23 protein-coding genes are annotated in these 25,574 nt (G+C 39.5%); 13 read left to right on the plus strand and 10 right to left on the minus strand.

Features of this window, described 5'->3' with window-relative positions:
* The coding region (locus C7475_RS32355; protein ID WP_146217723.1) for a LytTR family DNA-binding domain-containing protein at positions 1-308 on the plus strand (308 nt) is incomplete at its 5' end.
* A 259-nt stretch (positions 309-567) separates the two neighbouring features.
* Here the strand turns inward: C7475_RS32355 and C7475_RS32365 are convergent.
* From C7475_RS32365 to C7475_RS32380, 4 genes are all read right to left on the minus strand, one after another.
* Positions 568-1,608, minus strand: a complete 1,041-nt coding sequence (locus C7475_RS32365) for a reverse transcriptase family protein (RefSeq protein WP_110057606.1) — start codon at positions 1,606-1,608, stop codon at positions 568-570.
* Positions 1,609-1,803: 195 nt separating this feature from the next.
* The gene (locus C7475_RS32370; protein ID WP_110057588.1) at positions 1,804-2,127 is read right to left on the minus strand and encodes a hypothetical protein; all 324 of its coding nucleotides are present in this window, start codon (positions 2,125-2,127) and stop codon (positions 1,804-1,806) included.
* 1 nt (position 2,128) lies between these two features.
* Positions 2,129-2,968 carry a hypothetical protein gene (locus C7475_RS32375; protein WP_110057589.1) on the minus strand — a complete coding sequence of 280 codons (840 nt, stop codon included), beginning with the start codon at positions 2,966-2,968 and terminating at the stop codon, positions 2,129-2,131.
* Positions 2,969-3,407: 439 nt separating this feature from the next.
* A complete protein-coding gene (locus C7475_RS32380; protein ID WP_110057590.1) occupies positions 3,408-5,927 on the minus strand; it encodes a P-loop NTPase fold protein in 2,520 nt (839 codons plus the stop codon).
* A 213-nt stretch (positions 5,928-6,140) separates the two neighbouring features.
* Here C7475_RS32380 and C7475_RS33460 point away from each other — a divergent pair, with 213 nt between their 5' ends.
* The 8 genes from C7475_RS33460 to C7475_RS33620 all read left to right on the plus strand — a co-directional run bounded on the left by C7475_RS33460 (position 6,141) and on the right by C7475_RS33620 (position 12,027).
* Entirely contained in the window at positions 6,141-6,275 is a 135-nt protein-coding gene (locus C7475_RS33460; RefSeq protein WP_255412681.1) for a hypothetical protein, read from the plus strand.
* A gap of 23 nt (positions 6,276-6,298) precedes the next feature.
* A complete protein-coding gene (locus C7475_RS32385; RefSeq protein WP_110057591.1) occupies positions 6,299-6,685 on the plus strand; it encodes a LytTR family DNA-binding domain-containing protein in 387 nt (128 codons plus the stop codon).
* A gap of 232 nt (positions 6,686-6,917) precedes the next feature.
* A complete protein-coding gene (locus C7475_RS32390; RefSeq protein ID WP_110057592.1) occupies positions 6,918-7,487 on the plus strand; it encodes a hypothetical protein in 570 nt (189 codons plus the stop codon).
* A 64-nt stretch (positions 7,488-7,551) separates the two neighbouring features.
* Entirely contained in the window at positions 7,552-7,905 is a 354-nt protein-coding gene (locus tag C7475_RS32395; protein WP_146217724.1) for a hypothetical protein, read from the plus strand.
* A 100-nt stretch (positions 7,906-8,005) separates the two neighbouring features.
* Positions 8,006-8,356, plus strand: coding sequence for a hypothetical protein (locus C7475_RS32400; RefSeq protein ID WP_110057607.1), 351 nt, complete (start codon positions 8,006-8,008; stop codon positions 8,354-8,356).
* Positions 8,357-9,039: 683 nt separating this feature from the next.
* Entirely contained in the window at positions 9,040-10,092 is a 1,053-nt protein-coding gene (locus tag C7475_RS32410; RefSeq protein ID WP_110057595.1) for a restriction endonuclease, read from the plus strand.
* A gap of 698 nt (positions 10,093-10,790) precedes the next feature.
* Positions 10,791-11,486 (plus strand): reverse transcriptase domain-containing protein, encoded by a 696-nt coding sequence (locus C7475_RS33210; RefSeq protein WP_199236324.1) that lies wholly within the window; start codon positions 10,791-10,793, stop codon positions 11,484-11,486.
* Between the two features lie 196 nt (positions 11,487-11,682).
* Positions 11,683-12,027, plus strand: coding sequence for a group II intron maturase-specific domain-containing protein (locus C7475_RS33620; RefSeq protein WP_370445449.1), 345 nt, complete (start codon positions 11,683-11,685; stop codon positions 12,025-12,027).
* Positions 12,028-12,303: 276 nt separating this feature from the next.
* On the opposite strand, the gene C7475_RS32420 is transcribed toward C7475_RS33620, so the two are convergent.
* Both C7475_RS32420 and C7475_RS32425 read right to left on the minus strand, forming a co-directional pair.
* Positions 12,304-13,707: a RagB/SusD family nutrient uptake outer membrane protein gene (locus C7475_RS32420; protein ID WP_110057596.1), complete on the minus strand. Its 1,404-nt coding sequence runs from the start codon at positions 13,705-13,707 to the stop codon at positions 12,304-12,306.
* 55 nt (positions 13,708-13,762) lie between these two features.
* A complete protein-coding gene (locus tag C7475_RS32425) occupies positions 13,763-17,278 on the minus strand; it encodes a SusC/RagA family TonB-linked outer membrane protein (RefSeq protein ID WP_158286673.1) in 3,516 nt (1,171 codons plus the stop codon).
* 697 nt (positions 17,279-17,975) lie between these two features.
* Between C7475_RS32425 and C7475_RS32430 the strand changes: the two genes are divergently transcribed.
* From C7475_RS32430 to C7475_RS32440, 3 genes are all read left to right on the plus strand, one after another.
* Positions 17,976-18,500 (plus strand): RNA polymerase sigma factor, encoded by a 525-nt coding sequence (locus tag C7475_RS32430; RefSeq protein ID WP_158286674.1) that lies wholly within the window; start codon positions 17,976-17,978, stop codon positions 18,498-18,500.
* 82 nt (positions 18,501-18,582) lie between these two features.
* Positions 18,583-19,713, plus strand: coding sequence for a FecR family protein (locus C7475_RS32435; RefSeq protein ID WP_110057599.1), 1,131 nt, complete (start codon positions 18,583-18,585; stop codon positions 19,711-19,713).
* A gap of 250 nt (positions 19,714-19,963) precedes the next feature.
* A complete protein-coding gene (locus tag C7475_RS32440; protein ID WP_110057600.1) occupies positions 19,964-21,343 on the plus strand; it encodes a redoxin domain-containing protein in 1,380 nt (459 codons plus the stop codon).
* A 99-nt stretch (positions 21,344-21,442) separates the two neighbouring features.
* On the opposite strand, the gene C7475_RS32445 is transcribed toward C7475_RS32440, so the two are convergent.
* The 4 genes from C7475_RS32445 to C7475_RS32460 all read right to left on the minus strand — a co-directional run bounded on the left by C7475_RS32445 (position 21,443) and on the right by C7475_RS32460 (position 24,880).
* Positions 21,443-22,480 (minus strand): hypothetical protein, encoded by a 1,038-nt coding sequence (locus C7475_RS32445; RefSeq protein ID WP_110057601.1) that lies wholly within the window; start codon positions 22,478-22,480, stop codon positions 21,443-21,445.
* A 128-nt stretch (positions 22,481-22,608) separates the two neighbouring features.
* Positions 22,609-22,899 carry a hypothetical protein gene (locus C7475_RS32450; RefSeq protein ID WP_110057602.1) on the minus strand — a complete coding sequence of 97 codons (291 nt, stop codon included), beginning with the start codon at positions 22,897-22,899 and terminating at the stop codon, positions 22,609-22,611.
* A gap of 138 nt (positions 22,900-23,037) precedes the next feature.
* Positions 23,038-23,484, minus strand: a complete 447-nt coding sequence (locus tag C7475_RS33625) for a MauE/DoxX family redox-associated membrane protein (protein WP_110057603.1) — start codon at positions 23,482-23,484, stop codon at positions 23,038-23,040.
* Between the two features lie 406 nt (positions 23,485-23,890).
* Positions 23,891-24,880 (minus strand): helix-turn-helix domain-containing protein, encoded by a 990-nt coding sequence (locus C7475_RS32460; protein WP_110057604.1) that lies wholly within the window; start codon positions 24,878-24,880, stop codon positions 23,891-23,893.
* Between the two features lie 297 nt (positions 24,881-25,177).
* Between C7475_RS32460 and C7475_RS32465 the strand changes: the two genes are divergently transcribed.
* Positions 25,178-25,360, plus strand: coding sequence for a hypothetical protein (locus C7475_RS32465; protein WP_110057605.1), 183 nt, complete (start codon positions 25,178-25,180; stop codon positions 25,358-25,360).
* Positions 25,361-25,574 lie beyond the last annotated feature (214 nt).

Consider the following 25,574-nt stretch of genomic DNA (forward strand, 5'->3'; position numbering starts at 1 on the left):
TTATTACCCCACTACTGGAAGAAGCAAGAATAAATCAAAACAAAGATACCTTTTTATTGATGTCATTCTGGAACGCCGAGAACCGAATTATTACGGTAGATGGCCGTAGTCTTAGAATAAGAAAAAGCCTTCAGCAATTCCTCGAAGAACTCACCCCCGATCATTTTATTCGCGTGCATAAGAAATACGTCGTTTGTATCAACCATGTCAGATTTGTCGATACCGAAGTTACTATGGTTGTCGGAAATCCATTACCCATTGGCCGGGAATACAAGGATGATTTTTTAAGTCATTTCCGGATTTGCTGATGCATTTTCATCCCCTCATTTTTGCAGTTTGGATACACGTATCTGCAGTTCAGATACATTGCCCGGAATGACGTTTTTAATCTCGCTAATATTGTGTCAGCAATCGCGATCAACGGGGCTGCGCCTAAAACAGGAGAGGGGCGCCTCCTGTTTGACCTGATGATCAGGATTGTGGTTAAACAACATTTTCTGGATCAAATACAGTTGCTTTCTACAAAAATTGTCGGTTTAATTAAACTACTTGAGGTAACAGTATAGTCTATATCTTATCTTCATCTCTTGATTGGTAAATCTTTAGCACGATTGACTTATATGACTGCATCTTTAAATCATTGGGGTTTATATGAAGCGCAAAATTTATTTTTCCTATTAGATGCTCTAAATAATGAGATTTTTTATTGTCTGTTTTTTCTAAATGACTGTCTAACCCAAATTTTTTAATAAAAAAAATTTCGTTTCTTATAAAATTTCTTGCTGCTTTAGGGATTTGTAATTTCTCATTTACGACAATACCGGTGACTACCTGCCTCTGATTTCGCACCATTAACTTCTCCTTATCTTTATTTAATTTAAGACTAAATTTTTGCAAGGTTTTCCTAATAAATTCAACTATATCCAGCGCATCTTTTTGTCCTGAGAATGTTAAATCATCCGCATATCTCGTATAGCGAATATCATTTTGGTTGCAAAATTTAGAAATTATCTCATCAAACCTTCTAAGATATAAATTAGATAAATAAGGGCTAGTTGGAGCCCCTTGCGCAAGAACGCCCTCATAGGTACACAATTTTGCAAGTAAATTTGATATATTAGATGAATACCCTAAACCTAAAAAAATGTGCTCAATATGGAGAAGTGTAATTGAACCAAAAAAATTCTCAATATCTAAGGTAAGAACGGCCTCACGTCCTTTATGATAACGAACATTTTCCAATAAAGTCCTACTCTTTACATAAGCCTTAGCATATTTACTCACCTTAACTTCACGAAGTATGTTTTCGAGTATCCAAGTTTGAATTTCTTTTAAACTTGGTAAGGGTTCTACAAGCTCTCTACTGCCCCCGTTTTTCTTTCTTATTGTAAACGCCCTATAAAAATATGGAGTGTACTTAACAGCCCGTTTTAAATAATTTGTTTTATAGCCTACAAGCGCACCAAAATTAGCTGTATTAAATATAACAGGCAGATTACTTTCAATTAGGGGTTTAGCGTAAAGAAGACAGGCACTTATTTCGTACTCTGAAAAGCCAGATTTAATTGCTTTGACGCGGAATTTTTTTTCGTACTGAGGGAAAGTCATTTTTATTTTTTTTTGGGGTCTGAAACTTATTTCAGACCCCATCTTAAACAATGCATTAAACGTGAATCAAAATGTCGGAAGGGGCCCCTCTGGGGAAGGAGACTTTTGATTTACGTTTAATGCACAAGCTTGAAAGCCTGTTCTCTTACAGAGAGGATGACTCCATCCCTCCGGCTTCTAGACACACTAGAGCAATTATTTTAAAAATGATAACTTATCTCGTGTTGGTAAAAATACGTCATCTTTATCAATTTTGGTAATTTTGTGTTTGAGATCTAAATCAATCCATTTCGATTTATCTCTCTCCTTTATGAGCTTTCTATTAGCATTGAGATAGTCTTCACCTTGCTTGGTAAGGGAAATAACATCATTATCGCCATTTAGGTTACCTGATGTTATATTTTGCTCTATTAATTCAGCAATCTCACGATAAGAGAGACCGTAGTGAATCAATTGCCTAACATTAGTATCCTCTTTAATTATATGAAGGAGCAATGATGATAATTTGTCTTGATTCATTTTAATCCTCTCTTAAAAATGGTGCATCAAAATATTTTCCATTTCTTCTCAGTTTTTTCCAAAAAATTGGAAACGTATTATCGGGAGTTCGCTTTAGCGTAATAATAGCCTCGGATTCTTGAAATCCAAGACTGAACGATGAAGCGCCTGGAATTTGTTTTTCAATTGATCTCATTAAGGCTTTCTTTTCCTCAATAAAAGGCTGTTCGTTAAAATCAGTAATTCCTCTTTCAATTATATATTTGCTAAAAATGCGAACTCCTTCAGCCCTCAATTTGTCATACGTCTCTTTTTGACAAGAAATGGAAACAATAACTGTTCTATCAAGTTTCAATTCGGCAAATTTCTTAATTTCCTCTAGGCATTGATCAAGGGTATCGCCAGTTCCAATAAAATCATCTACTAAACATAATAATATATTAAGATTACCATCCAAAGATCTTGAAAATGATTGGAATTCATCAATGATAAAAGGTGAAATGTTCTTCATTTTAGTCAGCTTCGGCATCATTGCTCTTATATCATACACTAACCCTGTTCCACTTTTAGCTCTCCCTTCATCTGTCGGCTTTATAACCGGAAATAGCAGTAACTTCTTAATCCCAACAAGGATTTCATCTGGAATGTCCTTAATTACGTCAGTAATATGCTTTTCATATTCATTGCCGGCTATCCAAAAATATCTGTGAGTCAATTCGATCAGAAGTTTTCGTTCATCTGGTGCCAATACCTCAAGCAGATCACAAAAGCTTTCATAAACTAAAGATTCACTATCTTTAGAAAACCATTCTTTTTCCTTAAAAATCTTAGTCAATGCTCTGATTGACTCTGTATCCTTCATCCTATATATTTTAATTTGATCAAGAATGCCTTATAATTGATTGATAGGTTACTCATAAAGCCTTTTAAAGGTATCGAATTATCAAAAAGGAAAAAATTTGATTTTAATATCGATAACTAGCGCGGTTAAGTAATACAGTATACATTAAGATCTACCAGCAATCATTGCACTCGTTCCAACTTTGTAAGTTGTAAAAGTACGTGGATAATGCCAATAGTTGAAGATAATAATATTTATATAAGGTGTCAAAAAAGGAAGTAGCAGATCTTTAAAAGGTAAACAGAAAACGCCGGGATATTTCTCCGGTGTTAGCAAAGTGCCCAATAACGTACGTTTTCGAACCAGTTAGTGTCGATTTAAGTAAATTGTCCAAATAAAATTCTGAAGTCAAATAGGATTTTTAATAAGTTCCCAAAATGCCTCATTGAAGTTGCTATCACTATTCACTGTCTTTTTTTTTCAGTTCGGTTTTGAATTCGATGTCTACACATTGTTCGAAATTACTTAACGACAACTTGTCAAAAAAATGCAAATACTCATTTTTTACATCTTCATTCAATAAATCATTACCTGCAATTAGTACACGATAATCTGCAGGTTTGTCAAACATTTCCAGTACAGGCTTGTGAATAGAGACATGTGAACGATTGCGCATTTCATACGCGATGCTGAATTTAAGAAACTGTATTGAGTCTTTGCTAGCAATATAAGATTTCATTTTAGAAACGAGTCTAGGTTCGAAACGCCAGGTCTTATAGTAGGTACCACTTACTTCAAATTCGTAGTTTTGCCGTGCTCCCCAGAATAGCCAAAGGGTATTCTCGCTTAGTCCATGACCACTCTCCGCCATTTTGGTAAAATATGAATATTGGTATTCCACCATTTCATCAATAGAAATAATGAAGTTGTCGCTTTTCTCCTTTAAATAATATAGTAATTCGTTAACGAAGAGAAATGGAGGAGCGGCAGTAGTGAAAAGAGAGTGAAGGAAGTCTTTGTACTGCTGGATATCGTTTTTATAGAGCTTTTTGGTAATAATATTATTGTAATTGTAAATTTTATCCAACAGTGAATCGTAGTCAAAATGGTGCATGCCTTCCTTTTCGACGTACGTTGTTCCGAACATAAATATCCATGCTATGATGTCTTCAAATGCTTGTCTGTTAATGGAAATATTTTCTTGCATTAGCCGAACCATTAGCTGTTTGTGAAGTCCACTGCTGGCACAATACCTCATAAGGTTTTGCATGCTGTCTGAGGTTAATGCCGCCTTGAAATTCTTGTCAGAAAGGTTTTTGGGAGAAAGCCGATACTGGAAATATATATCAAAATATAAAGGATACGATATTGAATTTTTAGCTGTTGGACGATGATACTGATTCCCTTTGAATAACCTCATGAAAAGGCCATCAAGCAAAGATACATCTTCAGCAGTCAGCCACCCTATTTGTTCCAGATGTGTCTTAAATAATGAGACTTCTGTCGAAGCTTTGTCAGTTTCTTTTGCTTTGACTAGACGAGGGGAGAGGTATTGTTCATGTGTAGATCGCACAGGGTTTTCCTCCAAAAATACATCGGATTGCATATAAATTAGTCTATAGATCGTTGGATAACGAAACTTGATCAATTCTAGTAAAATCAGGCTTTCAAACTCTACTTCTTCGCCAATGAGATTATAAATAATTTTAAAACTATTAAGAAATCGTACGATGTCCCTTCCTTGCCTTAAAATGGTACTATAGGCTTTCTCATAACGTTTCCGGAAATCGTTGGGAATTAGAATGGTCTCAAATGCTTCGTAGTGCTGCACCGATACCATGCTCTTCAGCCGATCCTTTAATGTAATCAAGAAGTCATCTTCTTCGCATTTAGGCAATGGAATTTCCAACTGAAATATTTTATCTAGAAAATCTGAACCTTTTGTTTCAGTCAATGTATTTATGGCTCGTTGTACATATTCCTTATCGTAGCCGACTAGATAGAATATATTGGAAAAATTAGCCGTGTTACGAATCAGTTTTAGTACTTCCATAATTTCGATAGGGTAAAGCCGATCAAGATCGTCGATAGTAATGATGATCTTCCTTTTAGTGTTCTTAAGTATCTGATTAATCTTTTCGTATTCACGGGAACTTTGCACGGAGCTTCGATTTTGAAGAAACCCCAGCCAATTCATAAATGATTGGGAACGACCATCAAAACTAGCTAGTTTTCGGCCATAACTATATATCAGTGAAGAGACTCTTGCATCTATAGCCGCAGCCTCTGATGCTAAAAGGTCGAAAAACTCCTTACGGATTGTATCAGGATTATTGGCTACCCAGGGATCGAATGATATTTTTAATACTTCGGTATCATTGAATTCGAGGTTGATAAGGTTCAGAAAGGAAGTTTTTCCACTTCCGTACTCTCCGAGAATACCGATGGCAAAAGATTTCCGATTCTTTGTAAGTTTTATTTGCCGGGCTATTTCTGCCGCAGTGACCTGGCGTTTAAAATGATCATCTTCCAGCTGTGTGACCGCTTGATCTTCAATAAAACCTTTGTTCATTTCTTGGAAATCGCTATCTTTTTTTCTTCCGCAATTGAGCAAAAAATTGATAGACAGGGTCAACCAAATGGCAAGGACAATGAGATCCCAATACATCAATTGCGGAAAAGAACTTAGTCTAATGAATTCCCAGTAGGGATTAAGTCTTTGAAAGCAATAGAAGATCGTTATAAAACAAGCTGCATGGAGAATAACATTTTGAATTTGCTCTTTTGTTATCCAGTAGGCAGTGGCGATTAACAAAAGCACTAAAACAATATCCGACCAAATGGACCGCTCAAACGACGAAAAGATAGGAGTAACGATAATTGTATTTAGAAGTCCACTTAAGGGCAAACGGAAAAGGAAAAGTACAGCAGCAAAGATGAAGCCGGCGATTATAACTGGGGCGTAACGATTAAATTTCAAATTTTAATATTTTACCAAATATAACTTAAAACCTGAACATGCCACCTACATGAGAACACAAGCTTCACAGACGCTTTTAAGTAGGGATCATAAAAAAGCATGATAATTTTTTTAACGCTTAAAAGCAAAAGGTAGGAGATGTCTGCGGGCTCCTTCATTTTATTAAAATTTGGTTGTTAGTCTATTATTCCGCCAGCTGTAATATCTGGAGGCGTGGCCTTGGGCATAGGAGCTGCTATGGGAGACGCCGGTTCCGGAGCACTGTCGGGAGGCGCGGGAGCATTTGTTCAGGGCACAGGGAATGCTATGGTCTTTGGGCATATGTCTCAGGACGAGGCATTAACCTAGGGGGCAAAGAGGGGCTCAACGGTATGTTATTCGGAGTAGTAAACGGAGATGTTACTAACGGAATAATAGCGAACGTACAGGGTAGAGATTTCAGGAGCGGAAATTTAATATTACATAATATTAGTCCGAGTGAGATGATCTTAGAAGAGAAGATCGTCTACGCGGCCGTGGAAAAGAACTATATATGTATTAAGCTGGTAGATGGCCGAAGTCTTAGAATAAGAAAAAGCCTTCAGCAATTCCTCGAAGAACTCACCCCCGATCATTTTATTCGCGTGCATAAGAAATACGTCGTTTGTATCAACCATGTCAGATTTGTCGATACCGAAGTTACTATGGTTGTCGGAAATCCATTGCCCATCGGCCGGGAATACAAGGATGATTTTTTAAGTCATTTCCGGATTTGCTGATGCATTTTCATCCCTTCATTTTTGCAGTTCGTCCCCACATTTTTGCAGTTTGGATACACGTATCTGCAGTTCAGATACATTGCCCGGAATGACGTTTTTAATCTCGCTAATATTGTGTCAGCAATCGCGATCAACGGGGCTGCGCCTAAAACAGGAGAGGGGCGCCTCCTGTTTGACCTGGTGATCAGGATTGTGGTTAAACAACATTTTTAATCACTAAAAACTTATCATTATGGCATATGTAAAATTGAACCCCTTTACGAAGGGAGCCTCCGGCACCGTCGGAGATATGATGAACTTCCGTGTCAGGAAGGGAAAAACAATCATCGGCATGAAGCGCGGTCCGAGTACCAAACCGCCAACTGAAGCACAGCAGGAAACACGCGAGCAGTTTGTAATAGCGTCGCTGTTTGCCCAGGAAGCAGTGAAAGATCCTGCCATCAAAGCGCTGTATCAGAAGGCCGCAAAAGGTGGTCAGACCGCATATAATGTAGCTTTGCGGGATGCGATGAATCCACCAGTCATCGATGAAGTAAACATCAGTGGCTATAAAGGAACGGTTGGTGACCTGATCTCTGTCAAAGCAAGAGACGTCATTACCCCGAAATCCGTAACAGTCGCCATCTTGTCACAGACCGGCGCTGTATTGGAGCAGGGAGATGCTGTCATCAAAACCAATGACCGGCGTATCTGGAATTATACTGTGACGGCTGCCAATGCAGCACTGAGCGGTACAAGGGTAGTTGTTACTGCCACGGACTTACCCGGTAATACGACTGAGAAGGAAACTATCATTTCCTAAAGTAGTAGTATGGCGTCCCGGCATAACCCGGGACGCTTTTCATCTCGCAATAAATTTTTGCTTTATGAGAACATCTAAGCACAGAATATTTCCAGGTACCAAAAGTGTGAAATCTGTGCGGGAACCTTCAAATGTTCCAATGGAAGAAGGCCCTGATATCAGGCTTGTAATTACCGACTATTACAAAGGATCCATTAATAATGTAATCTACATGATTATACGGAAAGCCGAAAAGGTAGCGGTGAGTATCTTCTCTGTTGAAGGTGGTACGCTGGAGGTAGGTGAGGCAAACAATAACAGCAGTGTATGGAGTTACAGGACGAGGATCCCTAACCCCGATTTTCCAGGGGCAAAGGTGCTCATTCTGGCAACGGATAGCCAGGGTAATCAGGCAGAACTAGCTGTTACAGTTCTTTGACATAGTTGGAAAACATCCGGATGTATGGTCCGGATGTTTTATTTAAATTGTTGAAATATCGTTGCGTATAAGGGCTATAATTAAATGAAAAATGATAATAATGGACATTAAATTTGAGCAAGTCAATATCTGTGAGAAATATGGGGCAGAATTCGTTGAGGCGCCATATTTCCTACTCGTCGGAATTACTAAAAACGTTGAAACAAGAGACTTATATCCGATAAATGGGCTAAGGCATCCTCCCGAAGGAGAGACTACAGGATGGTATATTTGGGCAGGTGAAGAATTTTCAGAAGACCCAGATTGGTTTCGACCAATGCACGTAGCACACCTTAGTGACTTGAAACCTGAAGTTCTGAAATATCTGGCATTACCTCCCGGGTACCGGTTTTTAATTGGAGAAAATGGCTATGAAGATGTATGGTTCGATGGGAAGTTATTGGGTATTTGAGGTAGTGGGGCCGTGATGGCGGTTATTGCGACTTTTGTAATCGCTTCTATGGGGTCAAAAGATGATTAGGGAACGACTTTGCGAATCATAAAAAGAAAATCAAGGAGAATAGAATACAGTAATAAAATGAGTTTTCAGCAAGTAGAGATACTATCCAAAGTAGATGATCAATTAACATCTTTTCAGCATGATCTAAAGTTTATTGACATTGAAAGACCAGGATATGACCTTCTGAAACCTAGGCATTCCTACTTATGTGGCAGTCCTTTGTGTCATAATGGTTGGGAATGTTGGCAATAATTTTATTAACTTTCTTTATGCCCCGCTTATAACTAAGGGGCAACCCTGCTATGAAGCTTATCTTATTGCTGCTGCTACTTGTGTCTGCGGATAAATTCCAGACAAACAAGGTTTATATATGTAAATCCAGCACTAGCTATGCCTATCACAATAGACTTTGCCATGGATTAAAAAGTGTACCCATCGTATTGATGCTGTTACCATACGTGAAGCCATGGCTACCGGGCATAAGAAACCGTGCGGGTATTGCTATGGAAGGTAGGAGAGTAGTAGATTTCGCGATTTTAAAAATTCAAGGCAGAAAACTTTAGATCCGCCTTTGGCAGTGGTAGGATTTGGATACAACATAGGGTTCATTACGAGTAAACAAAAAAAAAATAAGCATGGCGATTTGGGCTTTAAAAGGACCAACAACAGCTGATTATGGTCCTGAAGAATACCATCAGGTAGTAAACTTTCTGACAAATTCGTTCCGCACCGGTGTGGCAAGATTTGGTTGGGGCTACATCGACAAGGCTGACTTACACAAACTTGAGCCTAAACCATTCACTGAGATGGATGAACATGAAATGCAATGCTGGAACAAAGCCAATTTTTTGTTAGACATACAGCCCGGTGACTGGGTTGTTCAAATTAATCTGCCATATTGGGGAGCTTGCCTTACGGCACAAGTAGTGGCCTCCTATTCCTTTGAGCAAGAGGATAACGAAGTTTCTGATTATAGGCACATGTTGGTAATTGATACTTCAACGATTGTGGAGTTTGAGCGGAACGATTATGAAGTACTCCCTATCATAAGCAGTCGCTTGAAGTTACAAGGAAGAAAATGGCGTATTTGCCATGAACAAGAGTTTTTTCAAACCATTGAAAATATAAAATCTGGTGATATCGAAAAGAAAGAAGACGAGAGTGTCGGCATCTTCTATTTAAAAAGAGATTTGTCGCCGCTTTTATCTGCTGTTACAGAAAAAATTTACAAAACTCATCCTAATTATCATCTCGAAGGATTGATAGCGGAAGTCTTTCGTAGAATTCCAACGGTAACGAATGTGCGGGAACACGGTAAACATAAAGGCTGGGGTACAGACAATGGTGCGGATTTGATCGTTACTTACAAATCTGGTCTTGCGATTAGCAATCTGGAAAAGGAAGAAACGCTTGTTGTACAAGTTAAATCGTATGGCGGGAAGCATTGGGAAGTAAATGCGGTCGATCAAATTGGTGATGCTATCAAAGAGTTCAACGCGAATGCAGGCATGCTTATAACTACAGGGGAAAGCACAGAAAACCTTGAGAAAGCTATTGAAGAATTAAGCAATCGTTTAAGTAAATCGCCAGAGGAGGGAGGGCTCGGTAAGGATATTCCTATAAGCCTCATTGCAGGACAAGATGTTGCAAAGTTCGTTTTACGTCATGGAAAAGAACTTATACTTTGATAAAGGCCAGTTGGCGATATTGGCTTACTGCAGTGACAGTGCCGCGATGAATCTCAGCTCCTGTAGGAGCACGTGTCGTGCGCCCGGCATGTTCATAGACTAAGAGGTGCAAGTCCTCCGCGAGCCTTGATAGTAGGAATCGCTAGCTCAAGACAAGGGTGTCCACCGTGAGGTGGAATCTGAAGGAAGTCGGCGGCAAAACCCCGGTCTGACGTACAGAAACCGCATAGAAGGCATCCACAGTTGGACAAGACTGCAACACAAGTCGAAGTCCCTTACTATCGGAAAACTGTGGGTGTAAATGCGGCAGATATATGGGATGAAAGTATATGAACTTACCCGGGGAGATCTGTAAAATAGCAGCTGGAGGGAGAAGCGCAGCCTGAAGGGGCAACTGTAGGTAGAAATACATTCAGGATTTTACAGAAGTCAGCTTTGGTAGTAGTATCCGTAGCCCAAAGACGGAGAAGGACCAAACATCAAAAGTCAAGTAGTAACTCTGGAACTAGGATGTTGTGCAGAAAGCAGAAAATATAGCATCAAAGCTGTAGCTGCCCTGTAACAGATAGGCTGGAAGCCAAAGGGAAATGGGGAGCGCCGAGCAACATAGCTGAAGAAAGAATGAACCGAGACGAGTGGAGAAAACAAGAAAGAAAGGGAAAATGGACTTACTGGAAAGAATCTTACACAGACCGAATATGCAACGAGCCTTTAAGCGAGTGAAATCGAATAAGGGTAGCGGAGGCGTGGAGGGCGTAGAAATGGAAGGATTTAAAGCTCAAGTAGAAGATGAGTGGCCGTTCATTAAGACAGAGATTCTGGAAGGGGTTTATCACCCCGAACCTCTAAGAAGAGTTGAGATAGAGAAGCCATCAGGCGGGACAAGATTATTGGGAATCCCCACGCTTATGGACAGGATGATCCAGCAAGGGATCGCACAGGAGCTTACGCTACTCTATGATGGTACTTTCAGCGAAAGTAGCTACGGCTTCCGCCCAAAAAGAAATGCGCATCAGGCGTTGATGAAAGCGCAAGCTTATGTAAATGCAGGAAACAGCTATCTGGTAGATATAAACCTGGAGCAATTTTTTGATCGCGTAAACCATGACTATCTGCTGAATTTGTTAGGCAAACGGATCAAGGACAAACGTGTTTTAAAGCTGATCCATCGTTATCTACCGGCGGGAGCAATGGAAGAAGGAGTTGCAAGAGTGAACCGGGAAGGTACGCCACAAGGCGGCCCGCTCAGCCCAATTCTGTCCAACATCCTACTGGATGAACTAGATCGGGAACTGGAAAAACGCGGACACAAGTTCATCCGTTATGCGGATGATATCTGCGTGTTTGTAGGAAGTGAACGGGGGGCCGCAAGAGTGCTATCAAAATATAAGTAAGTTCATTGAGGGAGTACTGAAACTGAAGGTAAACCAGACGAAAAGCAAGACAACGATGCCTGGAAAGAGCAATCTTTTAGGGCATAGCTTCTACAAAAAGAAAACCGGGCCATATGGACTACTTATCGGAGCAGGAAGCATAAAGAAGTATAAAGACAAAGTCCGGAAGATCACTTCTCGAAGCACTCCAATGGGGATGTACAGCCGATACGAACAACTAGAGAGTCTGAACCAAGGCTGGTCCAATTACTTCAAGCTCATTGACTCACGCAGCATCTTCGCCGACCTGGATAGTTGGGTTCGTCGTAGGCTCCGGTTATGTTACTGGAAACAATGGCGCTGCCCCAAGACCCGGTTTAACATGTTACGCAAGCAAGGAATCCCTGATGGACAAGCTTATCGATGGAGTAATACTCGAAAAGGGTATTGGTGTATCGCCGGAAGCCCGATCCTCTCAATCGCGATGAACAACTCTTACTTAAGAAGAGAGGGATACTTATCGTTAAAAGAACTAGGTACTCTTCCAAACACTTTATTTTGATGTGCCGCCGTATACGGACCCGTACGTACGGTGGCTGGAGGGGACGGCATAGGAAATAATCCTATGCCTCCTACTCACTTTCTTCTGAAATGCGAATGAACTTCAACGACACAATAGTTCTACCGAGACTAGATAAACAATATCGCTGATCTTCTACAATTTATCGGTATTTCTAAACCTCTAAGAACAATAACAAAAAAGCCACGCTGATGCGTGGCTCAGGACATGGTTGGTTAATGATAACATTTTTCATATTCACTTACAACAATAAGCACCTTACTTTTCCCATCCCTGGTTTTGCTTATATCCTCCTAATTGAAGTACATCATCTGGTATTGGTAAAGTATATTTGTAACTGTTGGGCTCCAGTGTATAAGTTTTACTATCTAAAACATGTGTTATGGTAGTTTTATACTTGTCTTCCATGTTTAACCTTCTAAGGTCAATCCATCTTTGACCTCTCAGCAACAATTCCTTTCTCCTTTCTGCTAGTATTATTTCCAATGCCGCTTCCTGGTTATTTGCCGTAACAGGAATATAAACTTCTGTGCCAGACCATCTGCTCTTTAGTATTTTATTAATATCAGACATTGCCGCTTCAACTTTTCCCTGCCTTGCATTACTTTCTGCTCTTATTAAAAACATTTCAGCCGTAGTAGTTCCTGTAAAAAGCTGATCACTGGAATAGTTGTAATTTCCCTTAAATGAAAAAGATCCATTATTATTTCTAAAAAAGATCTTTGTCCTTAAGTCATTAGCATTATATAGTTTAATGAGATCTAAGTCGATAAGATTGGACGATGGAAAACTTGAATTATAGCTTTGCCGGGTTTGTAAAATAACTTCTGGATTATTCCATCCAATTACGGATGCATTGGGATTTAATGTATTAAAGTCAATCAATGTACTATAAACCTGCAACGAAGAATCAGCGTATTTTCCGGCAGCGTCGTAATTCCTCATAGATAAATATATACGTGCTAACTGTCCGTATACGGCTGCCTTTCCAGGATATAGAACATTTTGGGGAATAACGGGAACCTTATCAATACAAGTCTTCAAATCCCTTATTATCAAATCATACGTCTCTTTTACCGAAAGTCTTACAGACGGTGCATTTTTGTCAGCAACAAATCGGAGTGGAATACATAAATCAGTTACTGATGCCGACTCCTCGTAAGGAGGAGCCCATAGTTGTGCCAATTCAAAGAAGATTCTGGATCTCTGGAATAGAACCTGGCCTTCCAATTCGTTAACAACTTTTTGTTCACTACTATTGGATGCAGAAAATTCCGATAAACCCTGTAAAGCTACGTTAGTGTATAAAACAACTGTGTACGACCGATCCCAATAGGCTACTTCATTTGCACTCTTATTGTTCGACCATGTATAGGTATTATATACATTCTCATTCATATAAGGTGTGGAGCTGGGAGCAATGGAATGTCCATCAGATCCTACATCGCCAAGATTTAAAGGGCTACTTGCTAAAACAGGAGAGGACAATAGATCCTTAAAATCGGTTAGCGACTTTGGTATTGTTAAATTCTTGTCAGGCTTTTCCTCCAGCCAGTCTTTTTTACACCCCGGTAAGTACAGGCCCAGCAGCAGAAATGATAAAATCATGATAGGCATAGAAAAACAGCTATTTTTCCTGTCTCGTTTATTTTTTGATTTCATAAAATGCAATTTTATTTTGGTTGGTGCACATTCTTTTAGGAGTTCGATCAAACTGTTATAACGTCAGATTTACCCCTAAAGATGCTGTTCTTGGAACTGACGGAATATTTACATACTCCGGGTCTAAATTATATTTATTCTTTCTCCAGATTATTCCCAGATTATTGACATAGAAATATAACTGCAGCCTTTTTATCCGCTGCTGGTTAAGAACATTGCCGAGGTCGTAACTAATTCTCAAATCCTGAAACCTTATATGATCTGCTTTTTCAACTAAAATAGTTGAGTTACCGTAGACATAGCTCACATTATATGAATTTGTCGTAAGAGGAAGAGCAGGAACATTGGTAGTTAATTCATCTCCCGTTTTCTGCCACCGGTTCGAGTAGTCAGAATGGCCCCCGGAATTAACGAATAGCTGATCATAATTTATAGACGGTCTTCTAAAATAATGTCCCGCTCTAAAAGTAATGTTGAAGGACACAGCCAGGGCTCTCCAACCAAAGGTGTTTCTTATAGATCCGAAATACTTGGGTAAAGAGGTGCCTATATATTGCAAATCTTTAACCTGAGCTGATCCGAAATTCGCTGAGTTAATAACCTTGCTGTCAGCATATATTCTGGCATCTCCATTTTGTGGGTCTAAACCAGCCCACTGAAACCCCCAGATACTGTTTAATGGCTTTTCCACAGTTGGAGGAACGTTATCCTGAAAATAATCAAATATAGAAGTTGAATTAAGGTTATATTCTGTTACTCTATCTTTATTAAAGGACAACAGGAAGTTGGTAGTCCAGGTAATCTTGCCAACAAGATTTCTCGACGCCAGCGTAAGGTCAACTCCCTTGATCTTCATGGAAGCATTATTACCGGTAAACTTCATATCTCCATAGGTAGGATCTATTCTGGCAGCGCTTATTAAATCGATACTATTTTTAACATAGTATTCGATACTTCCTGATATCCTGGAATTTCTTGTTCCAAAATCCAATCCAAAATTGGCTACCCGTACTTTTTCCCAGCGTAACTCAGAATTAGGCAGGCCGTTGAGGCTACCGTAGGTTAAACCCGTTAAAAAATATATGCTTTGAGTTGTTGTCGCATAAGCTGATGCGCTATTATTAGTATTTCCATTATAACCAATAGTTGTACGTAGTCTTAGATAAGGCAACCATTCCAATCTATAGAAAAATTCCTTCGAGATATCCCAACTGGCACCTATCGACCATAGAGGCACTACTCTTTGGTTAGCATCTACTCCATAAAAATTAGAACCATCCACTCTTGCACTACCGGATAAGGTATATTTTTGATTATATGTGTAAGCAGCATTGCCATAAAAACTTCTATATCGGCTAATCGTTCCTGTACTGAAGTCCAGAAAAGGAACGCTTGCAGTAGAGCCGCTTGGCCTTATTATGTACTGATTAGCATAATCAACAGGCTTTGCGATCAGTGTATTCAGATCATACCCATATTTTCTTGATTGAATAAAATCATTTGTTGTCTGCCTGATCTCTGTTCCAGCAATCATTACTATATCGTGATTATTCCAGGACTGATTATAACTGGCTTGTGCTCTAGCATTCCAGGAGGTTAATTCTCCGTCTAACGATTCTAATATTGCCCCCAATGGAACAGGGTAAACAGTAGTGGCACCACTAACATTCATGTATTTATTAATCAGATCGCGGGTAAAAAAGGTATTTTGATCGTGTAAGTTTCTACTCTTGGACAAAGCCTTCTGATACTGATATTTAACCTCCAGATTTAACCCTTTTAGAATATTATATTTTAATCCGGCACCTATTCTTGTATCAAATTGCGTGTTTTTATTATTTGCATTATGCAGCTCATCCAGAACCCGGTAATGCCAGTCTAACAAACCGGGATAGCTGGCAGTATCCACATAAGCATCCCTTAGCCCAAGTATATATGGCACGTTGGCCGAACTGCCGTCGGGATTCTGAAATTTTGTATAAGGCGAAGCAAAGGTTCTCCCATTCGGAATAAAACCGGAATAATCAATGCTATTGTTTTTATTCTCCGTTTGAACGTATGACACAAAACCATTTAATTCTATTCTATTGGTAGGTTTGTAAGAATTTTCCAGCCTGACAGTAATACGATCGGAAGATTTACCTACTTCATTGCCTCTAAATCTATCATACCCCAATGAGCCATAATAACTAAATGTTGGGGTCCCTCCTGACATATTCAAAGCATATTGCTGTTGTATACTATTTCGTAATAAATGTTTGTTAATATCATCAAGTACATTATTGTTCCTTAGTTGATTAATTTGAGCTTCTGCCTCTGCATCAGAAATGGTTCCATGCTTTTTAGCGATTAATATTTCCGCAACTTTTGGAATTGTTGGATAGAGGCCAATAAGTGGAAATAACCAGTCATTCAGATCATAATAAAGATTGTCGTACAGGTATTTTTGAACCTCAATAACATCGGTTGATTTCATCAGCGGAAGGCTATTAATATCAGGCTTCTCACCGATAGTTACATTACTATTAAACTGAACGGTGTTTTGTTGATTATACCGTCCCCTTTTAGTAGTAATCACAATAACGCCATTACCTGCTCTTACGCCCCATATACTTGCAGCAGCAGCGTCTTTTAGCACAGTTACTGACTGTATATCGTTGGGGTTTATATTATTGATGTCACCATCAAAAGGGAAATTATCTACAACTATCAGGGGGGTTCTATTGGCATTAATAGTGCTAACACCTCTTATCGTAATTCCATTGTTAAAAGCAGATACCTTCCCCGGCTGATACACCAGCCCGGATGTAACATCGGTTATTCTATCCAGTACATTAGGTCCTATAGATCGGTTATATAGCTCATTATCAATCTGTGCAAAGCTACCCGTTGCACGTTCTCTGGGAATATTCTGATAGCCGGTAGAAAGCACCTCTACCGCTTCCAGTTTGTTTTCAGATGCTATCAATTTAATGGCGAGCTGTGATCTTCCATTTACTGGCACCCTTTGCATTTCGTAACCAATGCTGGAGACCAGAAGCGTACCTTCTCTATTAACGTTGCTTAGGAAAAATCTCCCATCTTTACCACTTGTAGTGCCATAAACCGTTCCAATAACTCCAACACTCACTCCTTCTAACGCTTGTCCTGATTCACTGGTGATAATGCCACTAACCCGAATAGTCGAATCAGCGGCCGGGTTCTGTCCATTAATACTTCCTCTACTATTCGCGCTGTTTTTAATAAGAAAGATATTATTATCCATAAACCTCCAGGAGAACCCGGTCTTACTAAACAATTCAGAAAGAAGCTGCGCAAGTGTTCTTTTCTCTTGTTTGAGACTTACACGCTGTCTGGTATCGAGCTCACCGCCATAATTAAAGCGCATGCCGGTTTGTTTCTCTATGTTCTTTAAAACGGATTGAAGCGTCACATTCGACCCGGAAATAGAAACTGTTCGCGTGCCAGGATCATTATTGGAACTCTGTGCAGTAACAGATGAATGTAGCGCAAAAAGCAATAAAGTGGCTAAAAGATACCAATTGCCCTTATGCGAGAGTTGTTGAAGCATTCTCATTCGTTTAAGTTTTGGTTGATTTTAGTATAGGCATTATTGTCCCCTGATACTGGTTGGTTGATTTTTCGACTTGGTTGGTATCCTCCTTAAGTATTCACTCCCGACTGGTATTGTCACTCAGTACTAAGCAACAAAATCTTACTGGCTATCGCTAATAAAATAACAGTGATAACAGCGGGTAGTGAAAACCCGTGTCAGATGATTCAACATAAGCTGTTTTTGTTCCCTGGTTAGTTTTTACGCATTCTTTATCAGACAAAGATCAGGTCATGACCAACTGTACATTGCCGGATTGCTTGAAATAAACCCCTCATATATAAAGTAGCCGTAATTGCTCTTTTTTACTACGCTGATAGTAACTATTTTTTGACTCTACTATAAAAATGGCTGAAATCCAGGAAAATAGGGAAAATAAATTTTAAGACATTAACCTCCTGTTAACAACCAGGCGGCATTTGATTGGTTAATAATATAGAGGGTAGGGAACGCTTACGTTAATGACAGCCAGAACATAGAATGCCAATCTATTAAAAAAAATTATATTGCATTAGAACAGCATATATTATATTTTTGTTTTCTGTCATACACCATTACTTCACTTATCCACTGAATGTTCATGCCGGTTTTGGGGACGGCGATTAGTTAAAGAAAATATGTTTTGTCGGGGTTAATGGATTCTTCTACGAGCGATATGGAATTATTGCACCAGATTAAGTCAGGTGATGGAGTTGCGTTCGAACGGTTGTTCGAAAGGTATCACCACATGATGCTGCTAACAGCCAAAAACATGCTCGATAGCGAAGATGCAGCAAAGGATGCTGTGCAGGAGGTATTCATGTACATCTGGCAGAAGCGGAAAAGCATTTCCATCCGTAATTCCTTCAGAAATTACCTGGTACATGCAGTAAGGTTCCGGTGCCTGGAAGTGATCAGGGCACATACGCGGTCGAAAAAAAGGGAAAAATGGTACCATGAAAACATGCATATATTGTTCAGCGACGATTTATCGCTCGAGGAAAAGGAATTTAGAACGTATCTGCTGAACGCGGTGGAAAAGATTCCTCCTGCCAGCAGAGAGGCATTCAAAATGTCAATCTGGGGCAATAAAAGTGTTGAAGAGATTGCCAGCAAAACAGGCACTGCCAGGTCGACCGTGTATAATAACATAACCAGGGCGATTAAAACGTTAAGGGATCAGCTAAAAAATGTGCACTAAATTTTGTACTGGCATAGTACTTTTATGGGGGGACGGCTACCTTTATATATGACGATAGCAATTTTTTTGATTTTTTGAATACATGCAAATAGACAAAGATCATATAGTAAATCTTACCATTTTCGAACTAACCGAGGTTATTACTCCGGAAGAGAAAATAGAGCTGCAGGCGGCTATAGAAAGCAATGCGGAATGGAAGGCGCTTTACGATAAAGTGAAAGCCGATTTAACCACGGAGGAATTAGATGCAAAACGCAAACAGTTACAGGACGATTTTCCCTATTTTTTTGCAGCCTCTCAAAAGAAGCTGAGAATCAGCAAAACTGCCAAAGTTATTGGAATTGCCACATCTGCGGCGGCCGCAGCAGTGCTGCTTGCTGTGGTGCTGATACCTGGTACTCATCCAACGCAAACAAATTTAGGTGAATTAGCGCAATATAAAGGGAGTAATGATATTGAACTGAAGATCGGCTCTGCCCCTGTTATTAACCTGAGCAAGCAACAGGGCACCATTCAGGCCGGTAATGTGGTGATGAACAATCAAAACAGCCAGCTTTCGCTGAAGGCTACCGGTAATGCAGGTATCGCAACCCTAACCGTTCCCAATGGAAAGGAGTATATGCTCCAGCTACCGGATGGCAGCTCTGTTCAATTAAATGCAGCCACTACTCTACAGTTTCCTCTAACATTTAAAGGTAATGCCCGCGAAATAAACATAGATGGAGAAGCCTATATTTCTGTAAAGAAAGATGCTGCAAAGCCGTTCTTTGTAAACCTGCCTCACGGTAAAGTAGAAGTATTAGGTACCGAATTTAATATCAACACGTATAACGCACAGGAAGACAAGGTAGCAGTTGTAAACGGTTCCATAAAAGTAAGATCTGCCAGCGATTCCTCACTGGTAAAGCCAGGCTACGAAGCTACCGTTGGTACTGGTTCTCCGCTGCAGATAGATGAATTTGACCCCTATGATGTACTCTCCTGGAGAAAAGGCGAATATCCATTTACAGATGCATCTCTGAAGTCAGTTGCTGTACTGATAGAGCGCTATTACGGCATCCATGTAAAGTTTGAAGGAGAAACTACTAGCCAGAAATTCACAGGCGTAATCAGCCGCAAAACACCCATTAACAACTTCCTCACTGGCTTAAAGCTCACCGGCTTTGTCAAGGAGTATTCTTTTGATAAAGAAGGAGTATTGCACTTGAAATAATCCGGCATATAGAGGTCTCATCTTCCAAGTTGTCTTTTCAACACAACAAACAGCGCTCCACTGATAACCACAGGTCGCCGTTGGCCGCAAAAGATTTCTATAAAATAGCAATAGAGTAGTAAAAACAGATACTTGCGGCTACTTATATATTGTATGGTTCTATTTCTTCAGTTGCAAACAACGGCGGCCTTTTGAGTCGGGATCCGCAGGGAATAGGATAAAATAAACTACCAACCAAAAATTTAACTAAATGGCCAGACTAACTCTAGTGCTTTTTATCGGATTATTTTGCTTCTATAATGTCCAGGGACAACCTATTGTTGATTTTAATTACCTGAAAGATCAACCAGCGTATCAAGCTTTGAAAGTTGGCGATAGGGTTCCGGATCTGACAATGACCATTGGAAAAAGTCAAAATGCCAGGACCGTGAAATTCTCCCAGTTTAAAGGGAAACTGGTAATTCTTGACTTTTGGAGTAAGTGGTGTACTTCATGTATACAGGCTTTTCCGGAAATGCAGAAGTTGCAGGATAAATTTGGTGATAAAATTCAAATTATACTTGTCACAACAAATACAGAAGAATCACTTAAAAGACTTTTCGAAGTTTCGCCGAATGTAAAAAATAGCATGCTGCCAATGATCCTTGGCGACACATCTTTCGAGAAACTGTTTCCACATATTGCCGTACCATTCCATGTCTGGATTAGTCAGGATGGCATTGTTGAATTTACAACGCAAGGATGGAATACCACAAAGGACAACATATCCGACTATTTATCAGGCAAAAAGCCTAAAATCAATCAGCTTGTACAATCATTAACAATACAGCAAACCTATTTGCCCATGCTACAGCAAATGAATATTTATAAAGGACAATTGGTTGATGAGATGATGACGTACTCAATGGTAACTAAAAGAAGTATGGTTAATCCGAGAACAGGTTGGATTTATGCATTCACAGACAGTATTGGGAATATTGACTATAGGGGAGCTACCATTTTGAATGAACAAATAATTGGATTATTCAGATATGTTCATTTAGCCAATAAGGGAAAGCTGCATATCAAAACAATAGTAGAATTGAAGGAGCCAAAGAATTTTTCAAAATATTATCCTCTGGGCAAGGCACAGGAGGCAGAGTGGCGGGATTCCAACACCTATTGCTATGAGGTGAGAGTTCCCAACGCGCTGGGCCCCAATACACCAGACATTATGGAAAGCAAATTAAGCTATATAAAAAAGGATCTGGAGCGGTACTTTTTAATAGAATCCTCTATTCAAAAGAAGGTACAAAAATGCCTTGTTCTAAAAGTTATTACAGGTGGTAAATTGCAAGCAACAAACTCGCCAGTGTTTGTTTTCGATAAAGACAAGAATGGGAACTACACCATCAAAAAAGGCAATGTAAGCTCAATTACTGAAATCATTGAAAATGAATTAGGGGACTACAATGGCCCCAATGAGATTCCGGTATTAGATGAAACGCGGCTAACCGGGAATTTTGATTTTGATATTAAACTGGGTGAATTAAAAAGCCTGGTTATTCTAAATAATGAATTGAAAAAATACGGCCTGCAAGTAGCTGAAGAAGAAAGAGAAATTGAATGTTTAGTTCTGAAGGAGATCTGATTTTAAAAGAATAGTAACTGCCTCGCTTCTGTTGCCGCGTCTTTTGAACGGCGACAGAAGTAGGGGCCAATACCAGCACCTGTTCGGACGGCAGAAACCTTAAATACCCAGCTTAAATAGAGCTATTTTATTTTTCAATAATACAAATAGACTGTCGCCGTTAATATAATATGATTGGATGTCTTTTTTCTCAACTGGCAAATAGAAGCTCCCAACGTACGAGCCCTTCCTATTCTGGTCATAGACATCAATGATCGGATTTATCCGGAAATCCTTTTGCGTTTCATCGTCTGATATAAGATTGGATTGTATGAAGATATAGTCATTGTTTGCGAATACAAATCTATGAATCTCCGATCTGGCTGTAGCTGCATACAATTTGCTTTCATTGCCCGATTTAAAATTCTGAATTTTTATATCGCTATGAATAAAAGTATCTATAGTTTTTGTATTGAATAATATATTTAGATTCGTATCCAGGGACACTATCCCATTCTCAAAGTATTTCACGTAAAAAATTCTGTTTCTTAGATCATTCGAAAAAAGGAATCCATCGGTTGAGAACCCCGCATCATCCCTGTTATCAAACAGTGAATTGACTGCCAATACTTTTTTGTTGAGCATATTCATCTTCATAAAGATCGGCTTAATGCTGGATTGCTCAAAACCTCTGATAACCACTAGAGAGTCTGATAACTGTAAAGACTTTAGAAACACACCTGAGTTTAAATGGAACGAATCAATTTTCCCGGATGTAAATTCTCCTGCTAATACTCTGGCTTTATTATTTTCATGGATATATAAATTTGAAGCGCTTGCAAAGAAAGAGACAGGCGGTAACAAAGATTGTCCAACTATAGAGTCTATATTAAATTGTCCGGTTATGTTGAATTCGTTACCGATACTATAAATTACTTTATGGCTAGGTTCGGATAAATAAAGTTTTCTTCCATAACCAAAGATATTTTCTGCAGGCAAACTGTGAACATTTTCTTTTAAGAGCACAGGCATTCCTAACATCTTTCGTGTAAAACCATTGCCATTTTCATTGGGCATTTCTGTCAATCCTATAAGTAGAAGCAAAGAGATAATGGCCGCAGAAATTGTGCAAAGGATTAAAATGGCAGTTTTCCTCATTTTATTACAGATAACATGGAAATGATGGAAAGTGTTCCCCTGCTGTTTATCTAAGAGGATAATAGTGGCGGGAGAACACTAAATAAACAATAACAGCCCTAAAAAAATTAAGGCATGTTATTGTAATATCAAGATGCAGTTTTTTGGAATACTGCTGTAACGGTAGTACCGGATATGGTTGCACAACAGAACCTTCCTGATCCACTACAAATAGAAGAATCATCTGGATCACTTAGAGCTGATGCAGTCTGTCCAACTGTTGGCAGTGTAGTGCCATTGTATACATGGGTACCAGTAGCAGTAGTTACCGTTTTATAACAGGCAATTCTCTTGGCAAATGCATCTGCATTTGAGGAGATAGTTAAACCTACCGCTGTAATCGCAATAATGGCAGCAAAGCTGAATTTAAAACGTTTCATTTTTTATATTTTAATGATTAACAAATAAAATTGCCGAAATTGGCTAACCGCTTTTTTTTACAGGAGCAGCAACCTGTTTTATTGATCAATAAAAACTTAAATCAGAGACATAAAGAACATACCTGATGTGTGGCAGGGCTATACATGAGTGGCCAGCTTTTTATGCGTAACCATACTGCTTTGCAGAAAAATAGCCATGATAGTGAGAATAGTAACTCCAAAATTAACCGCGAGATGCTGTTCCCAGGTTAACTTTTCTATGATACCACCGCAGCTACAGGGTAAATCATAACTATATTTCAGCATGATGTATACGTAGCCGGTGAATAGTGTCATCATAAACAAAGAAGCATATAGACCTATGTTTCTTATTCGTTTAAACACCAGCAAAACAGCCATAATTAATTCCCATGCAGGCAAGGTGAGGGCTATGAATAATGCAAAGTTTTGTAGAAACGGAGATCTTCCTACCTCGAATTTGAATTTGGAATAGTCAATAATTTTGTTCAATCCAGTATATATCCATAAAAGGATCAACAAGCATACTATTACCTCAACTACGATATTCGACATTTTCTCTTTCATAGATAAATGGAGTGTTACATGAAATGAAAAGTTAACGATCTCACCGACTGAAGGGTGACCTGGAGCACCGACGAAGGATTTTTTTTGGTAAAATAACGATTAACAATTCCATAGAATTACAGTTTTCGTTATTTTGAGTGGTCGGCTGGTCCGCCACCACGCTGAGATGGCAGACCGGGCAACCTGGAACCAATTTATTGGTAGGTATTGGCGACCTATAAGGTGAAAATTATATCAATGTGTGAATTTTTTGGGTTCGAGCATCGTGGAAACCTCTTTAGCTTTTCTATTCGGGTTTGGGCGTTTTTCTATCGCATAGTAAAGTTGAGGCAATAATCTGAAACCCATCTACAACTTTTAAATTTAAAATCTATAAGTTTTCAACTATAGATGAAGAATTTTTTTTTTACGAACGGCCGGAACTATTTTGCCGGTACTCCCGAGGCGACACATTATGTAACTTTTTAAATACACTGGAGAAGTAATTGGGATCGGCAAACCCCACTTTAAATGCCACATCAGCAATCGTTATTTCTGTACATTCCAATAAGCGGACGGCTTCTTTTATCCGCAACTCTTCCATGTATTTTTTAGGAGATTGGCCTATTACCTGCTTGAACATCTTTTCAAACTTGCTCAAATTTAGTCGGGTGCGCTTGCTTAGATCGGCTACTGTAAGCGGTAAATGGTAGTTATGGCTAATATAACCAGCCGTGTCCCGGATCCGGCGCTCCACTTCGGATTCCACAGTTTCCACCTTGTCTGCCACATCGTGAACCATAAAATAAGCAACCAGCAGATCGTGGATCCGGGCCTGCAGGGAGAGTTCCTGCGGCTTGCCATGGAGGTTGCTATAGCGTATTTTATTCAGGATTCCCAGCTCATGCTGCGTGATGGGATACACGGGTAGTACCTGGCCATTCTGTACCTCCTGCTGCTGGCGATTGTACAGATCACCAAACTGTGGATGATGGTCAATGAATTGAGATAAGAACGCAGGAGAAAAGGAAATATACATGGCATCGTAATCGCCGCTGGCAAAGAATGCATCATTTTTTACTTCGGGAGGGATATAATAAAACCCGTATTTCCTGTTTTGCAGCACCAGTTCGCCGAAGCCCTCGAGGGTGCAGGGGATATTGCCATCGATTGTAGAATAGAGGGCCACCATAGGTTCCGCTGTGGTGGGGTAGAGGTGAGTATCTTCTTTAATAAAGAAATTTAACCAGCCTATGGCCCATTGCGGAGTAATAAATTCCTGTGTTAAAAAAGTGCCAAAGTCTCCTTCTATAAACTCAGTTTGGGCGTTAGGAATGCTGTACCTGGCATATTTTGAAGGGATCTGGTTACTTGTTCTAACATTTGGCTCCATGTGCAACGGAACCTTAAATTTCATTACTGGAGGTTTCTTCAATGGTTTGAATTTGAAAGATAAGGGCTCCCTGCAATGTTATAAACCTGTTGGGGGTAACAAGGAGAAGCACATTACCAATGTCAAGTTTACTGAAAAATAACGATACTACCACACATATATAGGCAATACTAATCTACTGGCGGAAGTTACTGCAGCACGATATCAGTAGTTCTGGGATAGAATGTTTCCGGGGTACAGGTGTATAGTGGGTGTATAGATAATACAGGGTATTCAGTCAATTTTATCCGGTAAACTTTTCTTCTTCATTCAATCTGTTTTATGTATTTACATTATGATCTTGCGCCGCATTTTTTAAATGGGCAACGCTTTTCAATTGACAGGCCGGTAGCCAGTGAAAAGGAGGCCGATGCTTTTGTGCAGCATGCACGGAGGCAAATGGTGAAGGGTGAAAAGAAGTCCTACTTCGGATTTAAGCTGCTCGATATGGAAAAAAAGGAATAAGATCCTGGACCAAGAAGGAGATCTTGGCTGCCGTTTGATTAATCCTGTAAGTTTCAAATGATTTTTGGAAGTGTATAGACGTAAGAGGGCAAGTTTTTTTTCAACTTGATCCCAAGTTTTGGATCAAGTTGAAAACTTGGGGGGAAGGTTAAAAAGTTGTTGTTTTGCAGCTCATCAAGAACCATCAGTTTTGGATCAGGCATACCGACAGTTA

It is taken from the genome of Chitinophaga sp. S165, from assembly GCF_003182155.1.
Taxonomy (GTDB): Bacteria; Bacteroidota; Bacteroidia; order Chitinophagales; family Chitinophagaceae; genus Chitinophaga.

Coding starts and splice junctions, on each gene's coding strand:
- C7475_RS32365 (WP_110057606.1), bottom strand. CDS start 1,608: ATGACTTTCCCTCAGTACGAAAAAAAATTCCGCGTCAAAGCAATTAAA.
- C7475_RS32370 (WP_110057588.1), bottom strand. CDS start 2,127: ATGAATCAAGACAAATTATCATCATTGCTCCTTCATATAATTAAAGAG.
- C7475_RS32375 (WP_110057589.1), bottom strand. CDS start 2,968: ATGAAGGATACAGAGTCAATCAGAGCATTGACTAAGATTTTTAAGGAA.
- C7475_RS32385 (WP_110057591.1), top strand. CDS start 6,299: ATGTTATTCGGAGTAGTAAACGGAGATGTTACTAACGGAATAATAGCG.
- C7475_RS32390 (WP_110057592.1), top strand. CDS start 6,918: ATGGCATATGTAAAATTGAACCCCTTTACGAAGGGAGCCTCCGGCACC.
- C7475_RS32395 (WP_146217724.1), top strand. CDS start 7,552: ATGAGAACATCTAAGCACAGAATATTTCCAGGTACCAAAAGTGTGAAA.
- C7475_RS32400 (WP_110057607.1), top strand. CDS start 8,006: ATGGACATTAAATTTGAGCAAGTCAATATCTGTGAGAAATATGGGGCA.
- C7475_RS32410 (WP_110057595.1), top strand. CDS start 9,040: ATGGCGATTTGGGCTTTAAAAGGACCAACAACAGCTGATTATGGTCCT.
- C7475_RS33210 (WP_199236324.1), top strand. CDS start 10,791: ATGCAACGAGCCTTTAAGCGAGTGAAATCGAATAAGGGTAGCGGAGGC.
- C7475_RS33620 (WP_370445449.1), top strand. CDS start 11,683: ATGTACAGCCGATACGAACAACTAGAGAGTCTGAACCAAGGCTGGTCC.
- C7475_RS32420 (WP_110057596.1), bottom strand. CDS start 13,707: ATGAAATCAAAAAATAAACGAGACAGGAAAAATAGCTGTTTTTCTATG.
- C7475_RS32425 (WP_158286673.1), bottom strand. CDS start 17,278: ATGCTTCAACAACTCTCGCATAAGGGCAATTGGTATCTTTTAGCCACT.
- C7475_RS32430 (WP_158286674.1), top strand. CDS start 17,976: ATGGAATTATTGCACCAGATTAAGTCAGGTGATGGAGTTGCGTTCGAA.
- C7475_RS32435 (WP_110057599.1), top strand. CDS start 18,583: ATGCAAATAGACAAAGATCATATAGTAAATCTTACCATTTTCGAACTA.
- C7475_RS32440 (WP_110057600.1), top strand. CDS start 19,964: ATGGCCAGACTAACTCTAGTGCTTTTTATCGGATTATTTTGCTTCTAT.
- C7475_RS32445 (WP_110057601.1), bottom strand. CDS start 22,480: ATGAGGAAAACTGCCATTTTAATCCTTTGCACAATTTCTGCGGCCATT.
- C7475_RS32450 (WP_110057602.1), bottom strand. CDS start 22,899: ATGAAACGTTTTAAATTCAGCTTTGCTGCCATTATTGCGATTACAGCG.
- C7475_RS33625 (WP_110057603.1), bottom strand. CDS start 23,484: ATGAAAGAGAAAATGTCGAATATCGTAGTTGAGGTAATAGTATGCTTG.
- C7475_RS32460 (WP_110057604.1), bottom strand. CDS start 24,880: ATGAAATTTAAGGTTCCGTTGCACATGGAGCCAAATGTTAGAACAAGT.
- C7475_RS32465 (WP_110057605.1), top strand. CDS start 25,178: ATGTATTTACATTATGATCTTGCGCCGCATTTTTTAAATGGGCAACGC.